The 20,817-nt window shown below is 58.7% G+C and carries 24 protein-coding genes and 1 pseudogene; 4 read left to right on the top strand and 21 right to left on the bottom strand.

What is annotated here, in order from left to right; translation table 11 throughout:
• Positions 1 to 37 precede the first annotated feature (37 nt).
• The 3 genes from ACI2KS_RS10770 to ACI2KS_RS10760 all read right to left on the bottom strand — a co-directional run bounded on the left by ACI2KS_RS10770 (position 38) and on the right by ACI2KS_RS10760 (position 4,626).
• Entirely contained in the window at positions 38 to 646 is a 609-nt protein-coding gene (locus ACI2KS_RS10770; protein ID WP_404619901.1) for a tail fiber assembly protein, read from the bottom strand.
• A gap of 2 nt (positions 647 to 648) precedes the next feature.
• The gene (locus ACI2KS_RS10765; protein WP_404619899.1) at positions 649 to 1,296 is read right to left on the bottom strand and encodes a hypothetical protein; all 648 of its coding nucleotides are present in this window, start codon (positions 1,294 to 1,296) and stop codon (positions 649 to 651) included.
• A 63-nt stretch (positions 1,297 to 1,359) separates the two neighbouring features.
• A complete protein-coding gene (locus tag ACI2KS_RS10760) occupies positions 1,360 to 4,626 on the bottom strand; it encodes a host specificity protein J (protein WP_404619897.1) in 3,267 nt (1,088 codons plus the stop codon).
• Positions 4,627 to 4,735: 109 nt separating this feature from the next.
• Here ACI2KS_RS10760 and ACI2KS_RS10755 point away from each other — a divergent pair, with 109 nt between their 5' ends.
• On the top strand, positions 4,736 to 5,191 hold the full coding sequence (locus tag ACI2KS_RS10755) for a hypothetical protein (protein WP_404619895.1): 456 nt from the start codon (positions 4,736 to 4,738) through the stop codon (positions 5,189 to 5,191).
• 10 nt (positions 5,192 to 5,201) lie between these two features.
• Here ACI2KS_RS10755 and ACI2KS_RS10750 read toward each other — a convergent pair whose 3' ends face one another.
• Together ACI2KS_RS10750 and ACI2KS_RS10745 are read right to left on the bottom strand one after the other, a co-directional pair.
• Positions 5,202 to 5,822: a tail assembly protein gene (locus ACI2KS_RS10750; protein ID WP_404619893.1), complete on the bottom strand. Its 621-nt coding sequence runs from the start codon at positions 5,820 to 5,822 to the stop codon at positions 5,202 to 5,204.
• Positions 5,823 to 5,937: 115 nt separating this feature from the next.
• Entirely contained in the window at positions 5,938 to 6,360 is a 423-nt protein-coding gene (locus tag ACI2KS_RS10745) for a hypothetical protein (RefSeq protein ID WP_404619891.1), read from the bottom strand.
• Positions 6,361 to 6,598: 238 nt separating this feature from the next.
• On the opposite strand from ACI2KS_RS10745, the gene ACI2KS_RS10740 reads away from it, so the two are divergent.
• Entirely contained in the window at positions 6,599 to 6,877 is a 279-nt protein-coding gene (locus ACI2KS_RS10740; protein WP_404619890.1) for a type II toxin-antitoxin system RelE/ParE family toxin, read from the top strand.
• Positions 6,878 to 6,885: 8 nt separating this feature from the next.
• Positions 6,886 to 7,185: a HigA family addiction module antitoxin gene (locus ACI2KS_RS10735; RefSeq protein WP_404619888.1), complete on the top strand. Its 300-nt coding sequence runs from the start codon at positions 6,886 to 6,888 to the stop codon at positions 7,183 to 7,185.
• A 451-nt stretch (positions 7,186 to 7,636) separates the two neighbouring features.
• Here ACI2KS_RS10735 and ACI2KS_RS10730 read toward each other — a convergent pair whose 3' ends face one another.
• The 15 genes and pseudogenes from ACI2KS_RS10730 to ACI2KS_RS10660 form a co-directional block, all read right to left on the bottom strand.
• Positions 7,637 to 8,257 carry a DUF6338 family protein gene (locus ACI2KS_RS10730; protein ID WP_404619886.1) on the bottom strand — a complete coding sequence of 207 codons (621 nt, stop codon included), beginning with the start codon at positions 8,255 to 8,257 and terminating at the stop codon, positions 7,637 to 7,639.
• A gap of 151 nt (positions 8,258 to 8,408) precedes the next feature.
• A complete protein-coding gene (locus ACI2KS_RS10725; protein WP_404619884.1) occupies positions 8,409 to 9,194 on the bottom strand; it encodes a C40 family peptidase in 786 nt (261 codons plus the stop codon).
• A 2-nt stretch (positions 9,195 to 9,196) separates the two neighbouring features.
• On the bottom strand, positions 9,197 to 9,946 hold the full coding sequence (locus ACI2KS_RS10720) for a phage minor tail protein L (RefSeq protein ID WP_404619882.1): 750 nt from the start codon (positions 9,944 to 9,946) through the stop codon (positions 9,197 to 9,199).
• 9 nt (positions 9,947 to 9,955) lie between these two features.
• Positions 9,956 to 10,294: a phage tail protein gene (locus ACI2KS_RS10715; RefSeq protein ID WP_404619880.1), complete on the bottom strand. Its 339-nt coding sequence runs from the start codon at positions 10,292 to 10,294 to the stop codon at positions 9,956 to 9,958.
• Between the two features lies 1 nt (position 10,295).
• Positions 10,296 to 13,454 carry a phage tail tape measure protein gene (locus ACI2KS_RS10710; RefSeq protein ID WP_404619878.1) on the bottom strand — a complete coding sequence of 1,053 codons (3,159 nt, stop codon included), beginning with the start codon at positions 13,452 to 13,454 and terminating at the stop codon, positions 10,296 to 10,298.
• A gap of 10 nt (positions 13,455 to 13,464) precedes the next feature.
• Positions 13,465 to 13,758 carry a DUF1799 domain-containing protein gene (locus ACI2KS_RS10705; protein WP_404619876.1) on the bottom strand — a complete coding sequence of 98 codons (294 nt, stop codon included), beginning with the start codon at positions 13,756 to 13,758 and terminating at the stop codon, positions 13,465 to 13,467.
• A 17-nt stretch (positions 13,759 to 13,775) separates the two neighbouring features.
• Positions 13,776 to 14,168, bottom strand: coding sequence for a phage tail assembly chaperone (locus ACI2KS_RS10700; protein ID WP_404619874.1), 393 nt, complete (start codon positions 14,166 to 14,168; stop codon positions 13,776 to 13,778).
• A 3-nt stretch (positions 14,169 to 14,171) separates the two neighbouring features.
• Positions 14,172 to 14,822 carry a phage tail protein gene (locus tag ACI2KS_RS10695; RefSeq protein ID WP_404619872.1) on the bottom strand — a complete coding sequence of 217 codons (651 nt, stop codon included), beginning with the start codon at positions 14,820 to 14,822 and terminating at the stop codon, positions 14,172 to 14,174.
• 67 nt (positions 14,823 to 14,889) lie between these two features.
• Positions 14,890 to 15,300, bottom strand: a complete 411-nt coding sequence (locus ACI2KS_RS10690; RefSeq protein ID WP_404619870.1) for a phage tail terminator-like protein — start codon at positions 15,298 to 15,300, stop codon at positions 14,890 to 14,892.
• The gene (locus ACI2KS_RS10685) at positions 15,297 to 15,953 is read right to left on the bottom strand and encodes a hypothetical protein (protein ID WP_404619868.1); all 657 of its coding nucleotides are present in this window, start codon (positions 15,951 to 15,953) and stop codon (positions 15,297 to 15,299) included. The genes ACI2KS_RS10690 and ACI2KS_RS10685 overlap by 4 nt, the downstream gene beginning before the upstream one ends.
• Entirely contained in the window at positions 15,950 to 16,321 is a 372-nt protein-coding gene (locus ACI2KS_RS10680; RefSeq protein WP_404619866.1) for a hypothetical protein, read from the bottom strand. The genes ACI2KS_RS10685 and ACI2KS_RS10680 overlap by 4 nt, the downstream gene beginning before the upstream one ends.
• Positions 16,322 to 16,324: 3 nt before the next feature.
• Positions 16,325 to 16,825, bottom strand: a complete 501-nt coding sequence (locus tag ACI2KS_RS10675) for a DnaT-like ssDNA-binding protein (protein ID WP_404619864.1) — start codon at positions 16,823 to 16,825, stop codon at positions 16,325 to 16,327.
• Positions 16,826 to 16,841: 16 nt separating this feature from the next.
• The gene (locus ACI2KS_RS10670) at positions 16,842 to 17,147 is read right to left on the bottom strand and encodes a hypothetical protein (protein WP_404619862.1); all 306 of its coding nucleotides are present in this window, start codon (positions 17,145 to 17,147) and stop codon (positions 16,842 to 16,844) included.
• Positions 17,148 to 17,266: 119 nt separating this feature from the next.
• Positions 17,267 to 18,226, bottom strand: a pseudogene (locus tag ACI2KS_RS10665) (major capsid protein); the annotation flags it as partial.
• Positions 18,227 to 18,238: 12 nt separating this feature from the next.
• The gene (locus ACI2KS_RS10660) at positions 18,239 to 18,967 is read right to left on the bottom strand and encodes a hypothetical protein (RefSeq protein WP_404619860.1); all 729 of its coding nucleotides are present in this window, start codon (positions 18,965 to 18,967) and stop codon (positions 18,239 to 18,241) included.
• Positions 18,968 to 19,134: 167 nt separating this feature from the next.
• Between ACI2KS_RS10660 and ACI2KS_RS10655 the strand changes: the two genes are divergently transcribed.
• On the top strand, positions 19,135 to 19,710 hold the full coding sequence (locus ACI2KS_RS10655; protein WP_404619858.1) for a hypothetical protein: 576 nt from the start codon (positions 19,135 to 19,137) through the stop codon (positions 19,708 to 19,710).
• Positions 19,711 to 19,725: 15 nt separating this feature from the next.
• Here ACI2KS_RS10655 and ACI2KS_RS10650 read toward each other — a convergent pair whose 3' ends face one another.
• Positions 19,726 to 20,814 (bottom strand): minor capsid protein, encoded by a 1,089-nt coding sequence (locus ACI2KS_RS10650; protein ID WP_404619856.1) that lies wholly within the window; start codon positions 20,812 to 20,814, stop codon positions 19,726 to 19,728.
• Between the last annotated feature and the right edge of the window lie 3 nt (positions 20,815 to 20,817).

The following is a 20,817-nucleotide window of genomic DNA, read 5'->3' as shown; positions in this document are numbered from 1 at the left end:
TCCCCGCTGGATTACGGATGACCAATCCCGCCATTACCTACACCTCCGCTGGCTCGCCATCTGCGCCCTGCGCCGTCGTAAACCTCAACGGCGTGGCTGTGACCGGCACCAGTGGCCAGTCGATGACCAACGGGTAAGCTGGCTGCTCGACCACTTTGTTCAACGCCACTCGGTACCGCTTGTGATCGAGCAGCAGCGTGACGGTGTCGCCCGTCCCTTCGCCTATATCAATAAGATCCTGCAGATGCTGGATCGCTTCGTCCGCGATCAGGCGAAGCCGCGCATATTCCGCCCGCGCAAGCTGCAGCAGATCCTTTTCCGAGGGCGGAGGTACAGTCGGCTGCACGCGGTCCTCCAGGACGATATGCAGCGTGACCATGCTCTGTATATCGGCGGGTTCACCGTGCGTGTCTTTCGTCTCAAGCAGCAGGACGTCTTCCAGATATGAAACCCTGGCAGTGATCCGGTCGACCGGGTTGACCACAATACCCCAGCCATAGGGGGGTGGGACCATGCCAAGCGTACCGTGCACTTCGTAACGCCCGACCTGAGTGCGGGCGACCTCTAGCGTTTCCGTTTTCCCACTGATGGTGGTGACGTTGCCGAGCGATCCATCGCTGAGAACATTTATGGATGCATTCGCCATTTCTATACCGCCTTCAGAGTGCCGTCAGCAGCACGGGTGGTATTACCCTCGTGATAGATACGATGCGCCGCATTGCCGAACGACCACCCGCCCACCTTTAGCTGGTTATCGGTGTCCAAACCAAAGTGGCAGGCAAACTGGCCGCCTCGCAGAAAAGTCATCACCGCCGAGGCGTATTGGTTATTCCCGTTGTGCAACGTCAAGGAACAGGGTTGGCCATCAATCGCCGATATCGAAGGCATCCCGGAGTTCTGAAGTTCGGTACCGTAGGAGTGGTTGGCCTGTCCCAAAGCCAAGGCGTTTATTGCCTTGCAGGCGTCAATGGGGTTAGTGCTACCGGTTCCACCCTGGCTGACCGATAGCGCCACCTTCAACCCCTGTAGCTCGATGATGTCAGTGTTCACCCCGCTCTGCGCCATAGCCAGAGCGGCTCGCGCGCTCGCAGAGTCACTTGCACCTGTTCCACCCTGCTCGACGCTCAACGCAGTGGTCAATCCAGACAGTGACGTTATGTCGGTGTTATCGCCCTTCTGCGCCATCTTTTCGTACAGCTCGCTGAAGTTCTCATTGCACTTCACATTGGCGCTTCGGTTGGTATCGCCGCCGGTGCCGCTGGGTGTCTCGCCCAGGTTGATGACTTGCCTTGCCATGGGTATCTCCAATGCAAAAACCCGCAAAAGCGGGCCAATTGAGGGTTGAGTTTTCAAGGTGGCTCAAAGGCTCAGGTCGACGCCCAGAACTCCGTTGGGGTGATAGAACCGGATCGCAGTATTGGTCAATTGCATGCGCCCATTCCCGTTGCTGCCGTTGAGCTCCAGCACCCCCGCCTTGTCCAGCCGCCAACCTCGCAGACCCGCTGTGTAATCGTGGGACTGAATGTAATTGCCGATCATCGCGTTGGTGATCCAGCCGTTCCCAATCAACGCCTGGCTGATGAAGGTCTGGCCGTTCTGCACCACGAATGGCGCCATGAGCGATCCTCCATCCAGGCTGTTAACCACAGCGAAGCGATCAGCGCTGACCAGAAACTGGCTCTGCAGCCCGGCGTCAGTATTCTCGATGCTCAAGCCGATGCCGGCGGCGACGTACTGTCCCTGCTGATTCAATTGCAACTTCACGGACCACATCGCGGACGCCTTGCCTTCCAGGTCAACCACGGCTTGGCTGACCTGCTGTACCGCCGCGCTGGTATCGTCGACCTTCACCTGCACATTGTCGACGCGTTTACCAATGGCGATGCCGTCCTCGATCCGGGCGGATTGCTCAGACCAGACCCCGACGAAGCGGGTGGCATCGCCTGCATTGCCGCCTTCATCGCCCGCGAGCGGCGGTTTGAGCTCAGCGAAGACGCCGTCCACCCGCTCTGCGATGGCCTCAACCTCGCCGGTGACATGCTCGATGCGGCCGTTCACCGACCCTGGGAGATCGGCCGGACCATCAATGAGATCGATGCGGTCATTGAGGTGCTGACCCAGCGCAGACTCGCCAATCTGCCCCGCGAAATACTCCTCGTACTCCGACTGATCGGCGCTGGCCTGGCCCCGCAGTCCCATGCCTTCGGGATACCAGGGACCTATGTTCCCGGTACGATCCACCAGCCGCGCCCAGAAGTAGAACGTGGCACCCGCCAGGATGTTGTGCAGTTCGGTCCTGGCCTGCGGATAAGCAAAATCGCCAAACTTGGTAGCGTCGTCAAAAGCTGGCGTTTTGCTGGACCATATTTCCGTGCGCTGGGTGTCTTCGGCACCGGCCGGAAACGTCCACGCCAGCGAGATGCCATAGACCAATGACGTAGCCGTCAGCGATGTCACCGCTGGTGGCAGGCCTTCCTTTCCGCTGAGTCGAGTCAGCGGCGAGGTGCGCCAGATCGATGAGATATCGAACGCGCTGATTGCACGCACCCGAGCCAGGTACGCACCCGCATAGATGCCAACAATGTCGACGCTGGTCGCGCCGGTGCGTTGCACCTTGATCCAGTTGCCGTTGTCTTTGCGCCACTCCACGTCATACGCAACAGCGCCGCTGACGGCGGGCCAGGTGATCGTCAGCGTGGTCACTGCCAAGCCTTGAGCGATTGCCGTACTGGACGACAAGGCGACGCTCGCTGGCGCCGCGACCACGGTAATAGGAATGACGCTGATCGGCCGCTCTTCCAGCCGCGCCCCGGTATCGATGTAGGCAAACTTGTGCGGCTCATACTGCAACGCCGAGATTTCATAGTCGCCTTCGACAGTGCGCTTGGTGCTCAACACTCGGTAGAGCGGCACGGCGAGATCATCGGCATCGAGCGCCCACTGCAGTTGCGGAGCCGGAGGCTCGCTGTACGGGGCGGTGACTGTGATCGCACGTCCAGCCACTGAGCGCACAGTGCGAGCCTCCGCTTTGCCACTGGGCAAGTTGATGATCAGCCGGTCTCCGGCCTTGGCGTCGGTGTTGCGGTCCAATGTCACGACGCGACCGGCGCAGGTTGAAATGCGCCCTCCCATCTCGCGCCCGGCCAACAGCGAATCGGCCACTGGGATGATGTACCCAGGCAGCGGGATGACGCCCTCCATCCCCGTTTTAAAGGAAACCGTTCGGTCCTGGTTGTTGCTCATCACCGCCCATTTGCCACGCCGCTGCGCCTCCGACGCGCGGGTGCAGCCGATCGCGCTTATCTCCACCGGCCGGTCACCAAACCGCCGCTGCAGAGGAATATCAGCGAAGGTGGTGACGTCGGTGTCGTAGTTGTTCGCCGGGTTGTCATAGCTGACGACCGCCCGGGTGTAGCGAGTGGTCGCGGAGGCGCTGCCATACGAGAACTTGCCATCGATGACGTTGGCCCGGGTGAAGACGTAATCGAAATCCTGCGCGCGCGGCATGTCGGCCTGCATCACCAGCTGGCCTTGGGCCCAGTAGGTCATCCCGCGATAGATCGCCGAGATGTCGCGCAGCAAAGTCCAGGCATCTGACTTGGCCTGCAGGTTCATGTCGCACAGAAACCGAGGTTCCTCGCCGCCCATACCGTCCGGTACTCCCTGATCGCAATACTGGGCGATCCGGTAGAGTTCCCATTTGTCCACCATGAATGGCTTGATGCGCTTGCCCAGTCCGAAGCGGTCGACCGTGCAGATCCCGTAAGTGATCCACGCAGGATTATTGGTCCAGGCGAGCTTGAAGGTGCCATCCCAGATGCCAAGGTATGTTCGATTAACCGGATCGTAGTTGCTGGGCACCTGCCATTTTCGGCCGTTGCATTCGACGGTTACCGCAGGGATGTTGGTGAACTGTTCGGCATCGAACTCCACGTATAGCAGCGCCGTGTTCGGGTAGCGCAGCTTCGCATCGATGACTTCGGTGTAGCCGGCAATGAGCATCGCGTCGGCGATCTTGTTGGTGTTCTGGTTGGGTGTAATGCGCCGCACGCGGATCTGCCAGCCAGACTCAGCGCTCGGCAAATCAATACGCCGCGAACGCTCGTAACGCGTAGTCGTTTTGCCGTCTACCGCCTCGATCAGCACCTGCCGGTACGGACCGCCATCGGTAGACAGGTCGATCGCGTACTCGATGCGATGACCACCGACGTTCCCCTGCTCATCCTGCTGCTGCAGCGCCGGCCAAGCGAAACGCACGCGCAGCGCGGACAGCTGGGTGTTATTCAACGAACGAACCCAGGGCGTGTCACTTCGCAACTCGACGTTGACGCTGGTCTCATTCTCCACCGCCGGGATACCTGGGATATGCGGCTGATCGACCGCGCCGGTGCGCCACTCCCATTTCACACTCGGGAAATTCACATTCCCACTGGCATCGTTGATCGGCGTGTTGTCCAGGTAGATATCCGCAGCCGTCGGCGAGCCGTCGAACTCACCCTCGCCGACCGCGATCAGGATTTTGGCCAGGTTGGTTGAGCGCAGGCTGTCGGTGGCTTCGGTGGGTGATTTTGGGGTGGTACTGCCGCCTTTGGCGCCGTGGATATCGAGTTTTTTGACTGCGCCCATGATTCACCAAATGCATTGAATGGATATTCTGAGAAAAGTCGTCTTTATTTGACACGAGACTTCCGGTTGTGCGTCGTCGGACATAAACCTAAGCGAGGACTTTGCAACCATGGATACTGACTCCACCCAGAATCTGCCTGACGTTCACGGATATAGCGTTACTGAATCGACCGGTACGAATCCAGCGAACTTAGAAAGAGTCGTCCCAGAAGAAATAAATGTGATGCTCAGAGTTTGGCTTTCATATTTTAAACGGTGGTACGTCTTTCATTATTTCCTAGGACTGCTCGCAATGACTCTTGCACTGGTTCTCGCTGCGGAGCCCAAAGCAGGCGGCATCTACTCCAGCTACTTCAGTGATTACCGAGAGACAATTGGGATTTTAAGTGCGATAGCTACTGGTGCTGTAACTTTTCTCCGTGCACAAGAAAAAGCCAGCTCTTATACAAATGCATGGCGAATCCTAAACTGCGCAAAAATAAAATATCTGTATGGAGGAGGGACACGGAGCGACTTATCCGACGCCTATAAACAAGGCGAAGATGCAATACAGCAATGCCAATGATCAAGTCTGTTCAGGCCTTATCTTCTGCATAAATCGAGGCCGAGATAATCGCCCCACCCCAGCGCCGGCGGCCGACACAGATCGGGACTGGGTTGCCGCTGGCAGTCGTGTTTCGGGCGCTGCCGAAGGCGTAAGACGGTAGGTTTTCCGGCGAGGCGCTTTGTTTCAGTCCAGAAGACTGGGGGCTTAGCATTTGAATGACGCCGCCTGCCACGAGTGAAGCGCCCAACGTAATCAGCGCCGAACCAAATGGAGCGCCCGCGCCGAAGGTGCCACCAGTGATGACAAGTCCGACAACGATGAGCACCACACCCATGATTGTCTGCAGCGCCCCAGCCCTCTTGCTGCCTTCGACTACCGGTACGATCCGAAGCTCTCGTGTCCCCACCATTCCGAAAACGTCGGGCGCTTGGTTAGCCCTGTTCCTGAAAATGGCGAAACGCATGCCGAGCCTGTCCAGCCGTTTGATTTCGGCGTCGAACCCCTGCAGCGTGGCCTTCAACGCTCTGAAGGCTTCCCAAACCTGGCCTGATTCGATGAGCAGCTGATGAACTCGCCCGAATTTCCTCGCCAGTGATCCGGAAAGAAAAATGGTAGTCATTAGTGAATCTTGAGTCAGTGCAGTGCGCATGATTTCTCCAGGCAAAAAAAACCGCCCGGAGGCGGTTGAAAACGGGAAAGGTTGCGAGCCAAAAGAGTCGCTTCCGATCTCGCGATTACTCGGTAAACGTTCGTGATTTCATGGATTATGACTCAACCGGCGCCGGAGTCAGCTCCGTACTGATCCGCTCTGGTAGCGAGAACATGGCGCCGGTCGCTGGGTCGACAATCAGCATCCCGATCAAGCCCCCCAAAACGATATTGCCCCAGTACCAACCGTCGATCCCTGAATTCAGTGTCTGCGTGCTCGGTAAGTAGCCATCTTTGCGATAGGTAACGGTGTAGGCTTCGCCTTCAAAATAGCCTGCTCCCGACTCGAGTGTGATTTGGTCAGGCGTCTGCCCGGAGTGAATTTGGGCGCCACTTTGATTCATGATGTTATACGACGCTCCAGGCGGGCTGGAGTGGATGGCGACAGGGTATTTCGACTCACTGATGATGCTTGCGCACCCAGTTGTGGCTAGCGTGACGCACGCCAGCACTGAGGCTTTGAGCGGGACTAAACGCATTCTGCAGCTCCGTTGCTTTCTGATTCCGAGCTCGAATTTTACGCGCTCACTGTAGAGAGACAAAGAGCCAGCACTTCGCGTAAAGCCACAAAAACCGTGTTCTACGACTAATTCCTACAGCTGCAATTCATCCAGCATGCCGCGGAGGCAGCCCCATCAACCATCCAACGAACAGTTGAAGGGCGCAGCGATCAATGTATACTTCCACCTTAACGAATAACGTTAAGCGTTCAAGCTCATGATTCGAAGTTTTGCCTGCGCCGACACCGAAGCGCTGTTTACCACAGGAAAAACCCGGCGCTGGTCCGACATCAAGTCGGTAGCAGAACGAAAGCTGGCAGCACTGGATGCCGCCAATGAGTTGAGGGACCTTCGCTCACCACCTGGCAATCGCCTACACGCACTCGAAAGAGACCGCGACGGCCAACACAGCATCAGCATCAATGATCAGTGGCGTGTGTGCTTTGTGTGGACCGAGAACGGCCCCGAAAACGTTGAAATTGTCGATTACCATTGAGGTGCATCATGTTCAAGAATGGCATGCGTCCCGTTCATCCCGGGGAAGTGCTTCGCGAGGATTACCAGAAAGAACTGGGGTTCAGCGCTGCAGGCCTGGCCCGCGCACTTAACGTTGCGGCGCCAACCGTTAACAACATTCTCCTCGAGCGCGCTGGCGTATCGGCGGACATGGCTTTGCGGCTTGCTGCTTGCCTGGACACTACGCCGGAGTTTTGGCTAAACCTGCAGACCGCTTACGAACTCCGTAAGGCCGAGCAAGAGCACGGGGAAGAAATCGCTGTAGCAGTGCAACGACTGGTTGCATGACGCTAAGGACTCAAGAGCCCAGGCTCCTCTGAGGACCAGCCCCAGCGATATCAAGGCGCTGTACAGCAGCGCGGGTAGCCTCAAGAGTCGCCGTGGGGTGTTCAACATTGAAGGGAAATCTACCGGCTGGTTGTCGCGATTTCTGGAAGCTACACAGAACGTTTGAGATATCAGTCGAGTGCCTGATCAAACCGATCGAGCCTGCCTGTATTGCACGTTAACTTGCCACTGACGCAGAAAGCCCAGCACAGGGCTGGGCCTTTGACCAATGGCCCGAAGCTGCACTCTTTCTAATCTGAATGCGAACGCTCAGGGACCTGATCACCGGGATGCTGTCGATGCTCATCCCCTTCCCAGTCTGGCCGATGCTTCGCAGGTGGCGGGCCTATGTTCATTCCATTTCTGTCGGACTTCTTTTCGAATATGCCTTGCGTCCTGTCACGGTCGTTGTTCATCTGGTGACCTCCGGTTTTTCGAGGATTTCAACCCATAGGACATCTACATTAGCGATCATTATAAATTCTACTCCCGCGCCGGAGAGAGTTTTTTCATCCCCCGCCCAGCTCGGCAACTCTATTAGAAAATGTCCGGTGGGATTGGCAGGCCACAACCTCGGATACCCCCTCAGTCTGCGCCCATCCAGCAAATTAAGCACGATCCTGAGCTCCGGATCGTTTCGAAAGCTAAGCACGAACACGTCCCACTCAGGTATCGAAACCTTGCCTCGTTTTCCAACTCCAAGCAGGTTGGCTATATCGTTAAGCGTATTATTATTGGCAAAATAAGCTATCGCGAACCCTAGCATTGCGGCACAGAGCGTCATCCTAGCAGCATCGTGCCACTCATCCTCGACCCAGCTTCCAAGAACGAGCCATTGACCGGCCCATAACGCGGAGACCTTCGCTCCAAACAGACAAGCCTTAACGGCAGCGGCGCAAATCAGGGCCTGAATGACCTGCTCAAATTGGCCAGGCTTTGGCACCGTTGATAGCCAGTGAAAAATAATCATCGTGACAAAGCCAGGTAGCAATGCCTGCAATATTGGTAGAAGCTGGCTGGTGGCGTCTTCCATTACCGATTACCTGGCTTGCTCGAGTGGTGAGAGCGTAGTCCTTTGTCACTAACTTGCCCCATGCCAATAGCCGACGATCTGGGTTTAATGCAGCCACAGTGGCGTTGGTCACCACGTATGAGACATTGACGCGCGGGGAAGTGTTCCAGAACTAGGCTCTCGCCCGCGGCATCAAGGTGGACGGTGTTGGGTCTCTACACCTCAGCACCAAGCGCACCCGCTCATCCCAAGGCCCACCAAAAACAATGATCTCTGACAGCCTGCCATACAGGTGGTGAAGCAAAAACGGCCCGGCGCCATGCACACCCGCCGCTTCGCCGGGGAGCGCTGGATCGGCGCCAAGATAGATCCCCGCATGGTTCGGATGCTTGGTCCGCCCTACTTCCATAACGATCATGTCGCCACGCTGCGGGCTGCTCACCCGCTCGAAGCCCGCCGCCGCGTAGGCCTGTTCATACAGGCTTGGCCCTTCGGCCCGCTCCCACCAACCGTCAGCGCGCTGGAAGGTTTGAAACTCAATTCCCCATTCGCGCTTGTACCAATCCGCGCAGACCTGCCAGCAGTCCCAGGCACCGTGCACAAACGGACGGCCAAGCAGCAGCGTATTACCGGTGGGGACGATGGTCCGCAGATCGCCCTCCGGCCAGCTGAGGATGTGCCAAGGGAGATCGGTCGCTTCACACATGGCCAGGTCGCGTGGTGACGGTCGGCTGGTCGCGTCAGGGTGCGAATGGACGATGCCGATCACCTCGCCCTGGTCTTCCGCTGCGGCGTACTCCTGCGCCTCGATGCGGAACTCTTCGTTCGGATCGGTCGCGGTGTTTTTGCACGGGAGGTAATGCTGTTTGCGGCCGTTGCTGATGACCAAGCCGCAACACTCCTTAGGATATTCGGCGGCAGCATGCGTCTGCACAGCTTTGAGGATGTGGTTGCGCATGATCAACTCCGGGCGATTAGAGAAACAGCGGGAAACCCGCCGAACGGCAGGGGGTTGTTCTCGCCGAACCGCGGATAGCAGCCGCGGCCGAGGGTTGCGTCGCACTCATCCAGTTCCGGGTCATCGGTGGGATTTCCGTCCTTATCCACGTAGGGCCCGGTGTAGCCGCAATCCGGCCCTCGATAGCGGCCGGTCAGGCACCAGTGACACAAGGTGGTCATCTGCCGCCCTACCGACTCATTGCCCACGTCACCCGGGCTGGCCAGCTCCCAAGACACAGTCTCGCCGTCCTCGCTGGTTTTCTGATCCAGGTACCAGACTTCGATGGACTCCTGGGTGGGGTCGGCATCTGAATTGCCATCGCTGAAGTTCTCGGCATCCAGATACCGGCCCAGGGTATGGCGCATGGTCAGCTTGAATTCGAGCAGGTCCTCGAAGGCAAGGCACAGAGCGGTGATGCGCCCGTTGACGTTGCCAACGGCCAGCGTCGGCCGGACAGTGGTGCCGTCGGCATTCGCCTGGATACCGTCGAGTTGCATCGGCCAGGCGCCGTACTCGTTGCCCTGCCACCAGATTGATTTGGCGGGCAACTGGTCAGCGCTGACACCGGCGGCCAGCAGCTCTTCCGAGGTGTGCGGGATTGCGTGACCGTGAAACCTCAGAACATCGGCTCCGTAGTCAGAACCATCCAGCTCGAACAGCAGCATTTCACTGCCAGGCTCGAGCACCTGCAGATCGCTGATTAACGCCATGAAAAACCCTCAGGGGTGAAAAGCCTGGTTGAACGTGGCAGTGACCTTGAACATGCCACCGCCGATGGGCATCGGTACCGGCTTGTCGCACGTGAACAAGCCAAGTTCGCCCAGCGGCGTGGTCCAGAGAAAAGCCTTGGAACCTGCATGGCGATCGAGGAAGGCCATCAGCAAAAGTACGCTGGGCCGCGGCCCGGTGAAGGTGATGGGGTATGACGCCCGCTTGTTGTTCAGCCCATCGCCGACTATTTGCTTGTAGCCATCTCCAAACTGAGAGGAGCGCACCCGGTAGGTAATATCGGGCGCGTCACCGCTTTGTGTCGGCCAGGTAAAGGTTTCGATGGCCACCTCAGCCCCTCCTGTTGGTGTTTCGATAGCTGACGCCGCCGGCGCGCCATGAATCGGCGACTGCCTTCTCCGCGGCCGCCTGCATCTGCTTCTGCATGTTCTGCTGCAGGGCCTGATGGTCCAGCTGCATACCTTCCGAGCTTCTGTCTTCAGTAACTACGCTAACCGGCGCGCTGATCTGAATCGAAGATCCACCGCCGGCGCCCACGGCGCGAACACCCAAAGCGCCGGTGCTGGTTCGGGTAAGAGGCATGATCGCCTCCGGGCCTGCTTCCCCCATCACGCCAACCTGGCCGCCGCTCATACCGAATGCGGTTGGAGCACTCACCACGCTGTTGGCGAACGCGCCCCCCTTGGCGAACATTTGCACGCCGTCGGACCAGGCGCCGCCTTTGGCCTGTGCCGCCGCCCAGTTTGAGAAGTCGGTGCCGGTGTAGTCGGCTTGGGTAGAGCCTGCGGTCGACCCGCCCGCCCCGCTGAAGTAGCTCACCCCGGCACTGAACAGTGAACTGAGCAGCGCAGAGGACGCCTGGCGGGTGGCAATGCGTGCCATGTCCGCGAGAATCGATTTGGTGAAATCGGCAAAGGACAATTTGCCCGTCAGCGCGAAATTGACCACGGCGTCTTCCATGGAGCTGAAGGCGCTGGTGAACAGGCTTTTGCTCTGACCGGCAACGTCGCGTGCGCTGTCGAGATAGTTTTCCCACGCGGCCGAGGCGCCGCTGGTCCAGTCACCTTGAGCCGCTTGCACATCGGCATAGTTCTGGCGGATCTGCTCGGTAGCTTTCTTGTTGGCGTCAGCCAAGGCCTGCGACTTGCTGGCGAATTCCTCATCCGACATGTTGCGTGATAGATCGGCTTTTTGATTGGTCAGGGCCAGGGACTGCTGCGCATACCGGTCCTGCTGGGCATTCAGTTCCGCGTTGAGTGCATTCTGCCGATCACCGCGCCCGACGCCCAGTACAGCCCGCCTTCCCGCCAACTCGAGAGCTTTATGTTGCTGACTCAATGCCTGCACATAAGCGTCGTTGGCGAGCTTGAGCTTCGTTAACCTGCCTTCCTCGTTTGTGGCCAGCACCGCCAGCTGGCTATCAGCGTCTTTCTGCGCCTTGACCCTATGGGTTCGGGCATCAGCAATTTTCTGGTCCAACTGGATGCGCTGCTGCGCGGTTGTGGAAGCTTTGTCGCGGGTCGCCTCCAATGCAGCGATCTGCGCGTCATAGGCCGCGGTGACATCGCCCCTTTCCTGTTCAATGATCGCCGCGCGCTGGCTGCTGTAGGACTGGGCGGAGACCAGGCCAGCCTTTTGCGCCGAACCAAGCTCCTTTTCGAGGTTTTGGTAGTAATCGGTAATCGACTTGAGGTTTTTCTGAGCGTCATTGAACCCAGTCAGGTTCATCCGATGGGCTGGGGCTTCGGGACCCTTGAACTTGTCGTTGATTTTGGCGATGTTCTTGTCGACGATCGCCTGGCTCAGTCGTGAATCATTCGGATCGGTCTTCCGGACGTCGTCGAGCCACGTCTTGTATTCCTTTACGGCCTCAGCGCGCTTCTGTTCGTTGGTCCATGAGGATTTTGTGAGCACGTCGATCTTGCCCATGGCAGTGATCGCGTCTTGCTGCGCCTTTGCTTGATCGTCATCATATTTGGCGATATCGGCAGCCGCAGCCTTGGTGTCCTTCAGGAAGATAAGCCGATCGGTGTAGTACTCGATCATCTCCTGCTTGTTCTGGAACAGGCCGATGTCTCCGGCCCGCGCGCCCGCCAGGTCCTGCTCAGCTTTGGTAATATCGAAATCGATATCCGGACGACCAATCTCTCTGAGCCGGTCTGCGGCGTTGGCGACGAAATTGTAGCCGCGCTCCCAAAAACTCAGATTTTCGAGAATCTTCGGCGTGCGCTCATTAATCGCGTCAGCATATTGCTCCGTCGCAAGTTTGACGGCGCCGGCATGATCGCCCTGTTCTTCCAGCGCGGCGATCTGCGAATAAACCGATGCAGTTAGATAGTGGTACTGCTCGTTCAGCACCGCAGAAGCCCTCGCCGGTTCGTCGGCGATCTTCACGAACTCACCGATGGTCGCGTCGATGGACACGCCGACGGCCTCCTGCATACTGACCGCGGCCTGAGTTATCCCCTCGAGACTTTCGCCCGCAGTCTTGCCGTTGGCAGCCAACTTGGCGAGCACTTCGGCGGCAGCACCAGTCGTGCCAACCGTTGCGCTGACCTGGCGTGCCAGCGCGCCGAGTTGAGCCGAGGTCACGCCCGCAGCACTGCCGGTGCTGATCAGGGCTTTTTCGTAGTTGTCGGCCTCCTGACTGCCTCTGTACCAACCAACCCCAAGAACGCCGACGACCGCCGCCACAGCAGCCAATGGCGCAAGCACCGCGGCAACTCGCAGCGCCGATGTGCCTGCACTTGTGCCGATTTCCAGCAGATTGTGAGCGGCGTCACGGAAATTGCCCTCGGCGAGAGCATTCCCCAACTCGAGAACGTTTTCACGAGCGCTTTTAGTAGCAAGGCTGAACCTAGACGTTTCCGCGCCCAGCCCTTTAATTTTCTGGCGTGCGGCGTCGATATCGGCTGAGTAGGTCCGAAACTCATCGTCTCCGATATTCCCCAACTTCCGATGTTGACTCAGTTTTTCCTGCTGATCGTCCAGCTTTTGCAGCGCTGCCAACGCGGGATTGATTTTGCCCAACAATGCCTGCAAGCCTTCGCTCTGCGCGCCGACGGCTGCCGCGGCGCCCTTGGCAGCTTTTGCACCCTGCTGATTGGTCCCTACGAGCGCATCAGATGCCTCTTGCAGACGCCTTTGCAGTGCAGCCAAGCTCGCGGTCGAAGAACGACCAGCCTCCATGGCAACACTAGTCTCGCCGACGCGGGTGGTCAGCTGCTGGTAATACTCGCTGTTCTGCAGCGAAGCCTTGGCGACTTCCAGGAGGCGCGCCTTTGCATCCGCCGTTGCCTGTGCGGCCTTGGCCTGGGCTGCCGTCAGCTTGTCAGCTGAATCAGCGGTCTGCATGAATCCTTCAGACACGCCATCGGCAGCTTTTTCGGCCTTCGCGCCGGCCTGGGTGAGCCTGTCCAGATCAGTTGCGGCCTGAGCGGCCTGGCTTGAGTCCACCTCAAGACCCAACTGTGCGATGGTCCCCGACATGATTACTCCGCTATTTCGATTCGCTCATGACGAGCAACGCTTCGGCCTCCAGCACTCGAAGGTCCGGGAATAGCCGTGCAGTCTGTTTTTTACTGAGTCCGAGAAAAGCGGTCACCGCGCTGATAGCGCCGTAGTCCAGGCCTACCGCACCGCCCATGCCAACGCGCCACTGGGTAGACATGGCGTTGAAGGTCAGAAACGCCGGCCAGACGTCAGGCAACACCTCGAACGTTTCGTCGGGGATATCGGCCCGGGTCATGCCGAATGCCGCCAGATGCTCATCCGAAGGGCCTGGCTCGTACATCAATCGGGCGACCGCTGTCAGTTTCCCAATCGAGTGACCGAGAAGGCTTTCTGGTACGCAGCGATGATGGCGTCGGCGGCGCCTGCAGAGGTCTCCACCAGGGCATGAATGGCGTCAGGAGTGAACTTGTCTTCGAAGCCCCAGCCCACTACCAACGCACTCACCTGCTCAATCTGCCGTTCGATGGAGGCATCCGTGATGTCGATGAAAGTGATGTCGTGTCCGTTCTTCCGAAAGCGATCCTCATCCTCCTTGGCCGCCTGCTGCCAGCCGGCGAACAGCTTCGCCAGTTCCTTTCGGTCTCGGTACTTGAACTCGAACGGCACCTTGATCGTGCTGCCGCCGACCCGGGGAATGTCCACGTCTGCTTTGAACGTGGGGTTCTGGGCAATCTTGAATCTGGTCGCCATGGGTCACACCACCTGATAGCGCGTCGGACGTGAAGCCAGCGACAGGGTGATGGCGCGGGTCATGACGTTGTTGCGCGAGAGCGTTGGCGTGGCGGAAATCGATATGTAAGCGTTGTAATAGATCACCGACCCGTTTGGCAGGATCAGACGCACCACCCGCGTCTCCTTGGCCTCGTCAGCGGCCTCACAGACGGGAACATAGGCCTGGGCAGGATCATCAGCGACCGTGATGGTCATGCTGATCGGCGACTTGGTGGTCGGCATCTGCCGATCATCATCCTCCTCAAGAAAGCCGAAGGTCGTGAATTGCTGATCGCCGCCGCTCGTTGCCACCTCGGTAATCTGACTGAGTTGAGCCCATGCGCTGACCGCACGTACCGAGCCCGCACCCGCGCCTGGTGTATAGACGGCCTCTCTAGAGGTATCGATGCCCAACAGCTCGAACGTGCCCTCATCGGCCTTTGCAATGCGCGCCACTTTATCGTTCAGGCGGGTCCAGCCAGATGTGACCACTACGACGTTACCTATGACCAGGTCATGGGCCTCGGCGGTGGCCACCGCCGGGTTGGCGTTGCTGACAGCGGTCACCGGTGTGACAGGGCCAAAATTCGCCGCAATCGACATGACCGCGCCGTTGGGTAGTGTAAAAGCCATTGGGGTTACCTCATCGCAGAAATGACAAACCCCGCGCTTGGCGGGGTTCAGGCGTTGACCGGTGGACTTATGCGTGGTCAGCGCGATATTGGAAGGACGCAGACACCGTGAGCGTAGTGTTGTCGGTGATCGGCGGACCGGGCTCGACTGGCGTCAGTACCAGCACCTCAAAGTCGCCTTCCCTGAGCCGCAGAAAGGCCGGAAACAACTCCTCAAGTTCGTCGACGAGCCCTTCGGCGTCGCCGGTACCGTTGCCTGATGGGCTGACGATGCTGATCTGGATGACCCCGGTATAAACCCGATCCTCTCCTTTCAGTGTTTGGGTGTTGGTGCCGGCCGGGAGGGTGAATATTCGCAGGTACGTCTCGTCCGCAACGGATTCGAATCCGACGCCTTCGTAAGCGATGCGCAGATTGCGCTCGCCCGCCCAGCTTGCCAGGCGCGTCTCGAACAGCTGGCGAATGATCTTGTGGCTCATAGTTGATGCTTCCTGATGGCGTCCAGGACGATTTGCTGAAATCTTGCAATCGTCACCCTCACCATCCCGGATGGCGATTGCTGAGAATGTCCAAATTCCAAAGGGATGGCGTAGGGCAGTGAGTTGGTGATAAATGCCGTGTCGCCTGCCTTGAACTCGATCGCGCCGCCGACGATGCGCGCGGTGGACTTGCTGCCGCTCGGGTCGACCTCTTCCGTGGTGCTGGTATCGGGGCTGCCGATGCTGAACATCCAGTTGCCGCGGAACCGGCCCCCGATGTAGCCCTGCCCGGCCACCAGGCCGTTCACGTTGAAGTTCTGGACGCGCTCGGCCTTGGTCAGCGGCTTGGCGTACTTCACGCCCCTGCGCAATTTGCCGGACCTGGTGAAGTTGCTGTCATCCAGATTGATCAAGGTATTGCGCACGGCGACTTTGAAGTCGTAGTCATCGGCCGCGCGAACGTTGGCCTCTCGATGCTTGATGTTCGCTGCCCAAATCTCAGGATTACCCACCGGCGACATCCGAATAACGCTGCTGCCAAGCTCGATGATGATCTCGCGCATGCTGGCGTTGATAGCCTCCTTCGCCCCCTCCCCGAACTGGGCAAGGCTCAAGGCGAAGCTGCCGGACTGCCCGGCCCCCGCGCGACTCACGATCGCACCTGCAACTCGTACAGCAGTGGGGTACCGGCCGGATTGACCTCTTTGAGTGGTGGAACGATGGACCAGGACTTGCCCTGCACGATCACTGTACTGAGCAACGTTGGGGCGCTCACCAGCCCACTCGCCGCGATCTTCAGTTTTTTGTCACCTACCCGGATCAGGCTGTTGGCCTGGAACTCCAGGCCGGTGAAATCAAGCAAAACCCCCTGCGCTACCTGCTCCGTCACTGTGTCCGGGCCCGTCTTGCCGGTGGATGGATCGTAGGCCCCCTTCTGCACTTCACGCAGCAAGACCGGTTGACCGAACTGCGCGAGCAATCTCAGCGTGGCGGCAGCCGCGCGGTCGTAGAGCTCGTTCATGGGTCATGCCCTCACCGCAAAGAGCGCGCGCCGGCAGAGGTAATCGGCGAATTGCGTCGCGCTGGGCCTGTCTGGCGCTGCAGGCAGGTGCCGTTTACTCGTGCCGGGAATGACGGCGTATTCGAGGTCGACAACGCCTTCCACGCGCTCGCGAGTCACTGCTCCTTTGCGCTGCTCGATCGGGTCAACGTCATCGGTATGAATTTCGGCTGCCAATGCCATCTGGCCATAGCGAATCCGCGCGGGGAGGTAATGGTCGGGCCTGGTCTCCCCGGCGAGCGCCACGCCATGCCGGGGCCAGGCAAGTGCCTGGTCGGGTGAAGTCTTGCGGCCCTTCCATTGCATCCCATCCATCGCCAGCGCCGCGCGGCGCAGCAAAGCTTCCTGAGCGCCTACGTCAGCTGGAACCGTCACGCCAAATTTCACTGCGTACTCGGCGAAGTCGTCGGCGCTGGCGTAGCTTTCAGCCTCTGGCTTTGCGCTACCGTTCTCGATGATGAGCATGGTTAATCCCTCTGGTTCAGACGCTGAGCTTCGGCTTGGGGTCATTGGCATCCCCTTGCGCGGGCGCTGTGGTCGTCCTTTCCTTGGTCCCGGTGCGCTTGCCCCTTGTCTTTCGTTTACCTGGAGCGGATGTGACCGGAACCTTGCGGCTCTGTACTTCCACCTCAACGTCGGCAGCCGCATAGGCCACTTCAATTTCCGGGTAATCGCCAATGATCACGACTTTGCTCACGCCACGCTCAACCGAGCGAAACAGATCAGGGTTGCGATAGCGCTTGCCCGAGTCGAATCCATCGAGCTGGTTGGTGTAAATCAGTTCCATGTTGCTCTCCAAGGCGCTCACTTCGCGCCGCGCCATGATCCCAAGCGTTATTCGCCGTCAGACTCTTCACCACCGCCTGCGCCAGCGCCTGCACCACCCTCGCCCTCGCCGCCACCGCCCCCTTCTACCGGTGGAGGCGCCACCAGCTTGATCATCACGCCCGCCGTCACCTTGTTGCTGCCGGCATGCTTGGTCCAGTTCGCAGCAGAACCGACGGCGGCCAGCGTCGGGTTGGCGCCGCCGGTGTCGGCCTTCCAGCTGTAGCCCAGTACATCGATGTTCACCGTGCCTTCTGCGCGGTAGCCGATGCTCAGGTTTTCCTCGTCGTTGACCTCGTAAGAGCGAAAGCCCGGCGCCTGGGATTCAGTGATCGACACGGCGTTGGGCAGCAGACCGAAGATCACGTCCGCCGGCGCGGTATCCGTCACCAGAACAGGTTTGCCCAAGGTGCCCGGCAAGCCGCCATAGATCACCACACCGGCCTCTTCGTAGATCTTGCTGGTGATGGCCTCATCGACGATGTCGAAATAGGCGCTCGAGTGCATGACCCACAGTGCGATACGCCCGAACTTGTCACCAAATTTGCGCATGCCGCGGGTGAGGGTCTTCTTGCCATCCGTCTCGATGTTGGCTTCTACGACCATGGCAGCGTTGGAGCCAATGGCCGCACGCAACGCGGCGGTCGCGTAGTGAATGAACCCTTCAAGGGTGGCGTCGGCTACATCGGCGCCGACAATCTGCGAGAACTCTTCCACCGGCCGACCACGGCGTTTGAACGCCTCTTCCGTGGTCTGGTACGGGCCGTATTTCCATGGCGCCTTCACGCCCACCGCTTCGCTGGCAGTAATCTTCTTAGCGGCCACCTTGCCATCGGAGTTGACGTCGCGATGCTCAAGGGAGCCGTTGAGCTTGTAGAGCGCGCGTTTGCGGAAATCGCCTTCCACGAGTTCGTTGTCCAGCACCATCGCGCCGTTGGACGATGCGTTGAACACGTCCAGGTTGTCCTGGACCCGTTCCAGGTAAGCGGTCTGCGCCTCATCGTTGTAGATGATCAGGTCGCTGTTAACGGTTGTAGCCATGGGTCAATCCCCTCACTTGGGCAATTGCAGGTATGCGGTTTGGCCGTGCTTGCGCTGGTAGTCGCGCTTTTGCTCAGCGGTCATTTCGGAGCGCTTGAATGCAGCCTTGCCGCTACCCCCGCCCGGGGCATATGTGCCTGAGGCCCTGGGCCACAGATGAGGTGCGCTTTCGCGCAAGGACTCCGCCCATTCGAGAGGAGTCAAAGGTGTCTTGCCGTCCTTGCCGAGAATGGCCTGGCCATCCTGGTCGACGGCAACCGCTTCTCCGTCTTCATTCAAAGTGAACTGCCCTCTGGCCCGCAGAATCAGATCGTCCGTAGCTTCGGGCAATGCGCCCGCCTTGATTGCAGCGGCGCGAATGGAGTCACCTAGGACCTTGTCCCGGAACTTGTTGGCGAACGCCTCGGACTTTTCAGCCCGCGTCCTTTCTTCGGCCAGCTGCTTCTCGAACGATCCACGCAGGCGCTCGGTGCGCTTGTCGAAGACTTCATCGATTTTCCCTTCTGTCAGCAGCTTGGTCTCCTCGTCTTCGCCAGCCTTGGCGAGCAACCCCTTCACAGCATCGATGTCGATGCCTTCGAATTGGGTTTCGAAGTGAGTCAGCTTGGTAGTGCTGTCCTTAAGTTTGCCCAGCAGCTCCGTGTTTTTGCTTTTCAGTCCAGAAACTGAAGCTTCAACAGCAGTCGCGATTGCGGCCTTGATTGCCGGGTCTTCCAGGTCGATTTCGTTTTCTTCCGCCACGTTTGTGCACCCCTTGGGTCTGGATTGCCCGCTTCGCGGGCATTAAAAAACCCCGCGAAAGCGAGGCTTGGAGGAAATGAGTATTCACCCTGCTGGCTGCTGGTGTGTATTGATCTGGGTAGAATGAAGTCAATCTGCCAACACAACTAATGGAGTAGTTCTCACAAATGAAGCTGGAAACGATCAAACGCTACGCTCGTAAGGGTTATGTCAAAGCAGCCGGTCTCATCGCTCTTATCGCAAGCATCGCAACAATCTACGGAGTCATTCATCCCTCAGGTCCTGAACGGAATCCAGCGTTCCTGGGGCGTTGGGAGAGCAACTATCAATATCCGGTCCCAGGTGGGACGTTCACTTTCGATGGTGTCACTGAATATTTTCGAAATGGTAACTACAACGTAAACGGAACATTTGAATTCTCTGGCGATGCAGCTGGCAAACCCTTTTCTGCAATAGTGCTTGCACGCGGCGTAGGTACCTGGACAGCTAGCGAAGAATTCCTGACCTTCACATTGACTGGTTTACGTACAGAGCCCGGAAGGTACAAGAGCGGCGAATTCGACATGCCGATTCCCTTGCTGGAAAAGCTTACCGGGATTTCCCTTCCAGACTTGAACACCCACTACCTACCTGGCAGCTCTGATGAGTTGAAAATCATCTCGCAAGAGCAGCAACGGATCGTGCTCCAAGGCAAAGATCCTGCTGGAAATCCATTCTTAGTAGTAAGCACTCGACATCCTTGAGGTCACGGGGACGGATTAGCTGATGCCCGCTTGTTCAAACGCCAATGGCTCTAAAGCCTTCATTTGCTTCAAGGTCAGTGGTTGAAAGTTTCGATCCAGCTGCAGCTCAGCAAACCGCTTCACACTCAACCCACCGTCCCGGAACAGCTTCGCCCGGACAGGGCCAATCGCAACGTCCTGGAACGCCGCTGGCTGCAGCTGGAGCCAGTGGTAGTAGTCGAGACCGGCACTGGCCTGTCCAGGTCCGGCGGCCCCCACCGATGCTCGCGTGGCCCCGCTCGCGAACATCTCACTGAGTGTGGTCAGCAAAATGAACGTCGTCCTGCAATTCGGATGAAACGGTGGTCGCGGCCCGGCGTTGACTGCAAATCGACGCTTATCCATCGACCGGCATAGCTGGCTGGTTTTGCTGTCCAGCGTGGCGACCATTTGAACCTCGGTCACCACGTCGGTATTAGCCTTGGCCACCTCCATGCGTGCCTGCGATGACACATGCTGAATCGCCGTGTGCACGATGGTGCTGGCGTTGCGTTGGGTCGTCGCCAGAATGCCGTCTTTGTACCCGGCTCCGGCTGTGCCGCGAATGTTGCGGATGATCTGGAAGTTTGTCTGACCTTCGAAGAACCCCTGCCGAATGGCACCGGTGACGCGCTCGCGCTCCGCACGGGTCCAGCCTTTGATGAACGACGTCAGCAGCTTGCCGCCGGCTGTCCCGCGCACGCTTAACGGACTGGTCAGCACTGCTGCCCGGATGCTGGCAGCTGTCGGCATCCCTACTTCGATCGAAACGCCGACGGGAACCGCTCGGTTCAGGCTGACGACTTCAAACTGTGCCTCGTAGAGGGCGATGTCGACCAGGTCGAGGTTCAACTGGGCGCCGTAGCGATCGAAGATGCCCAACAGCAAGCTGTCGACCTCTTCAAGCAGCGCCTCCAGTCGCTTTGCGTTGTACTCGGTCAGGTCCGACCGGGCGAGCCGGTCACGGATGGACCGATCGATTTCCTTGAGGAATGGGACGAACTTGCCCACCTCCCCAGCTTTGAGCTTTTCGAGAAAGACTGCGTGCCGAATAGTGGCGTCATAGATCGCCTGTTCTACCGTCATCGG

This window comes from Pseudomonas sp. NPDC087358 (assembly GCF_044900785.1).
Classification (GTDB): domain Bacteria; phylum Pseudomonadota; class Gammaproteobacteria; order Pseudomonadales; family Pseudomonadaceae; genus Aquipseudomonas.
Note: the sequence above shows the minus strand (reverse complement) of the source record. Positions and strands in the feature narration are given on the sequence as shown.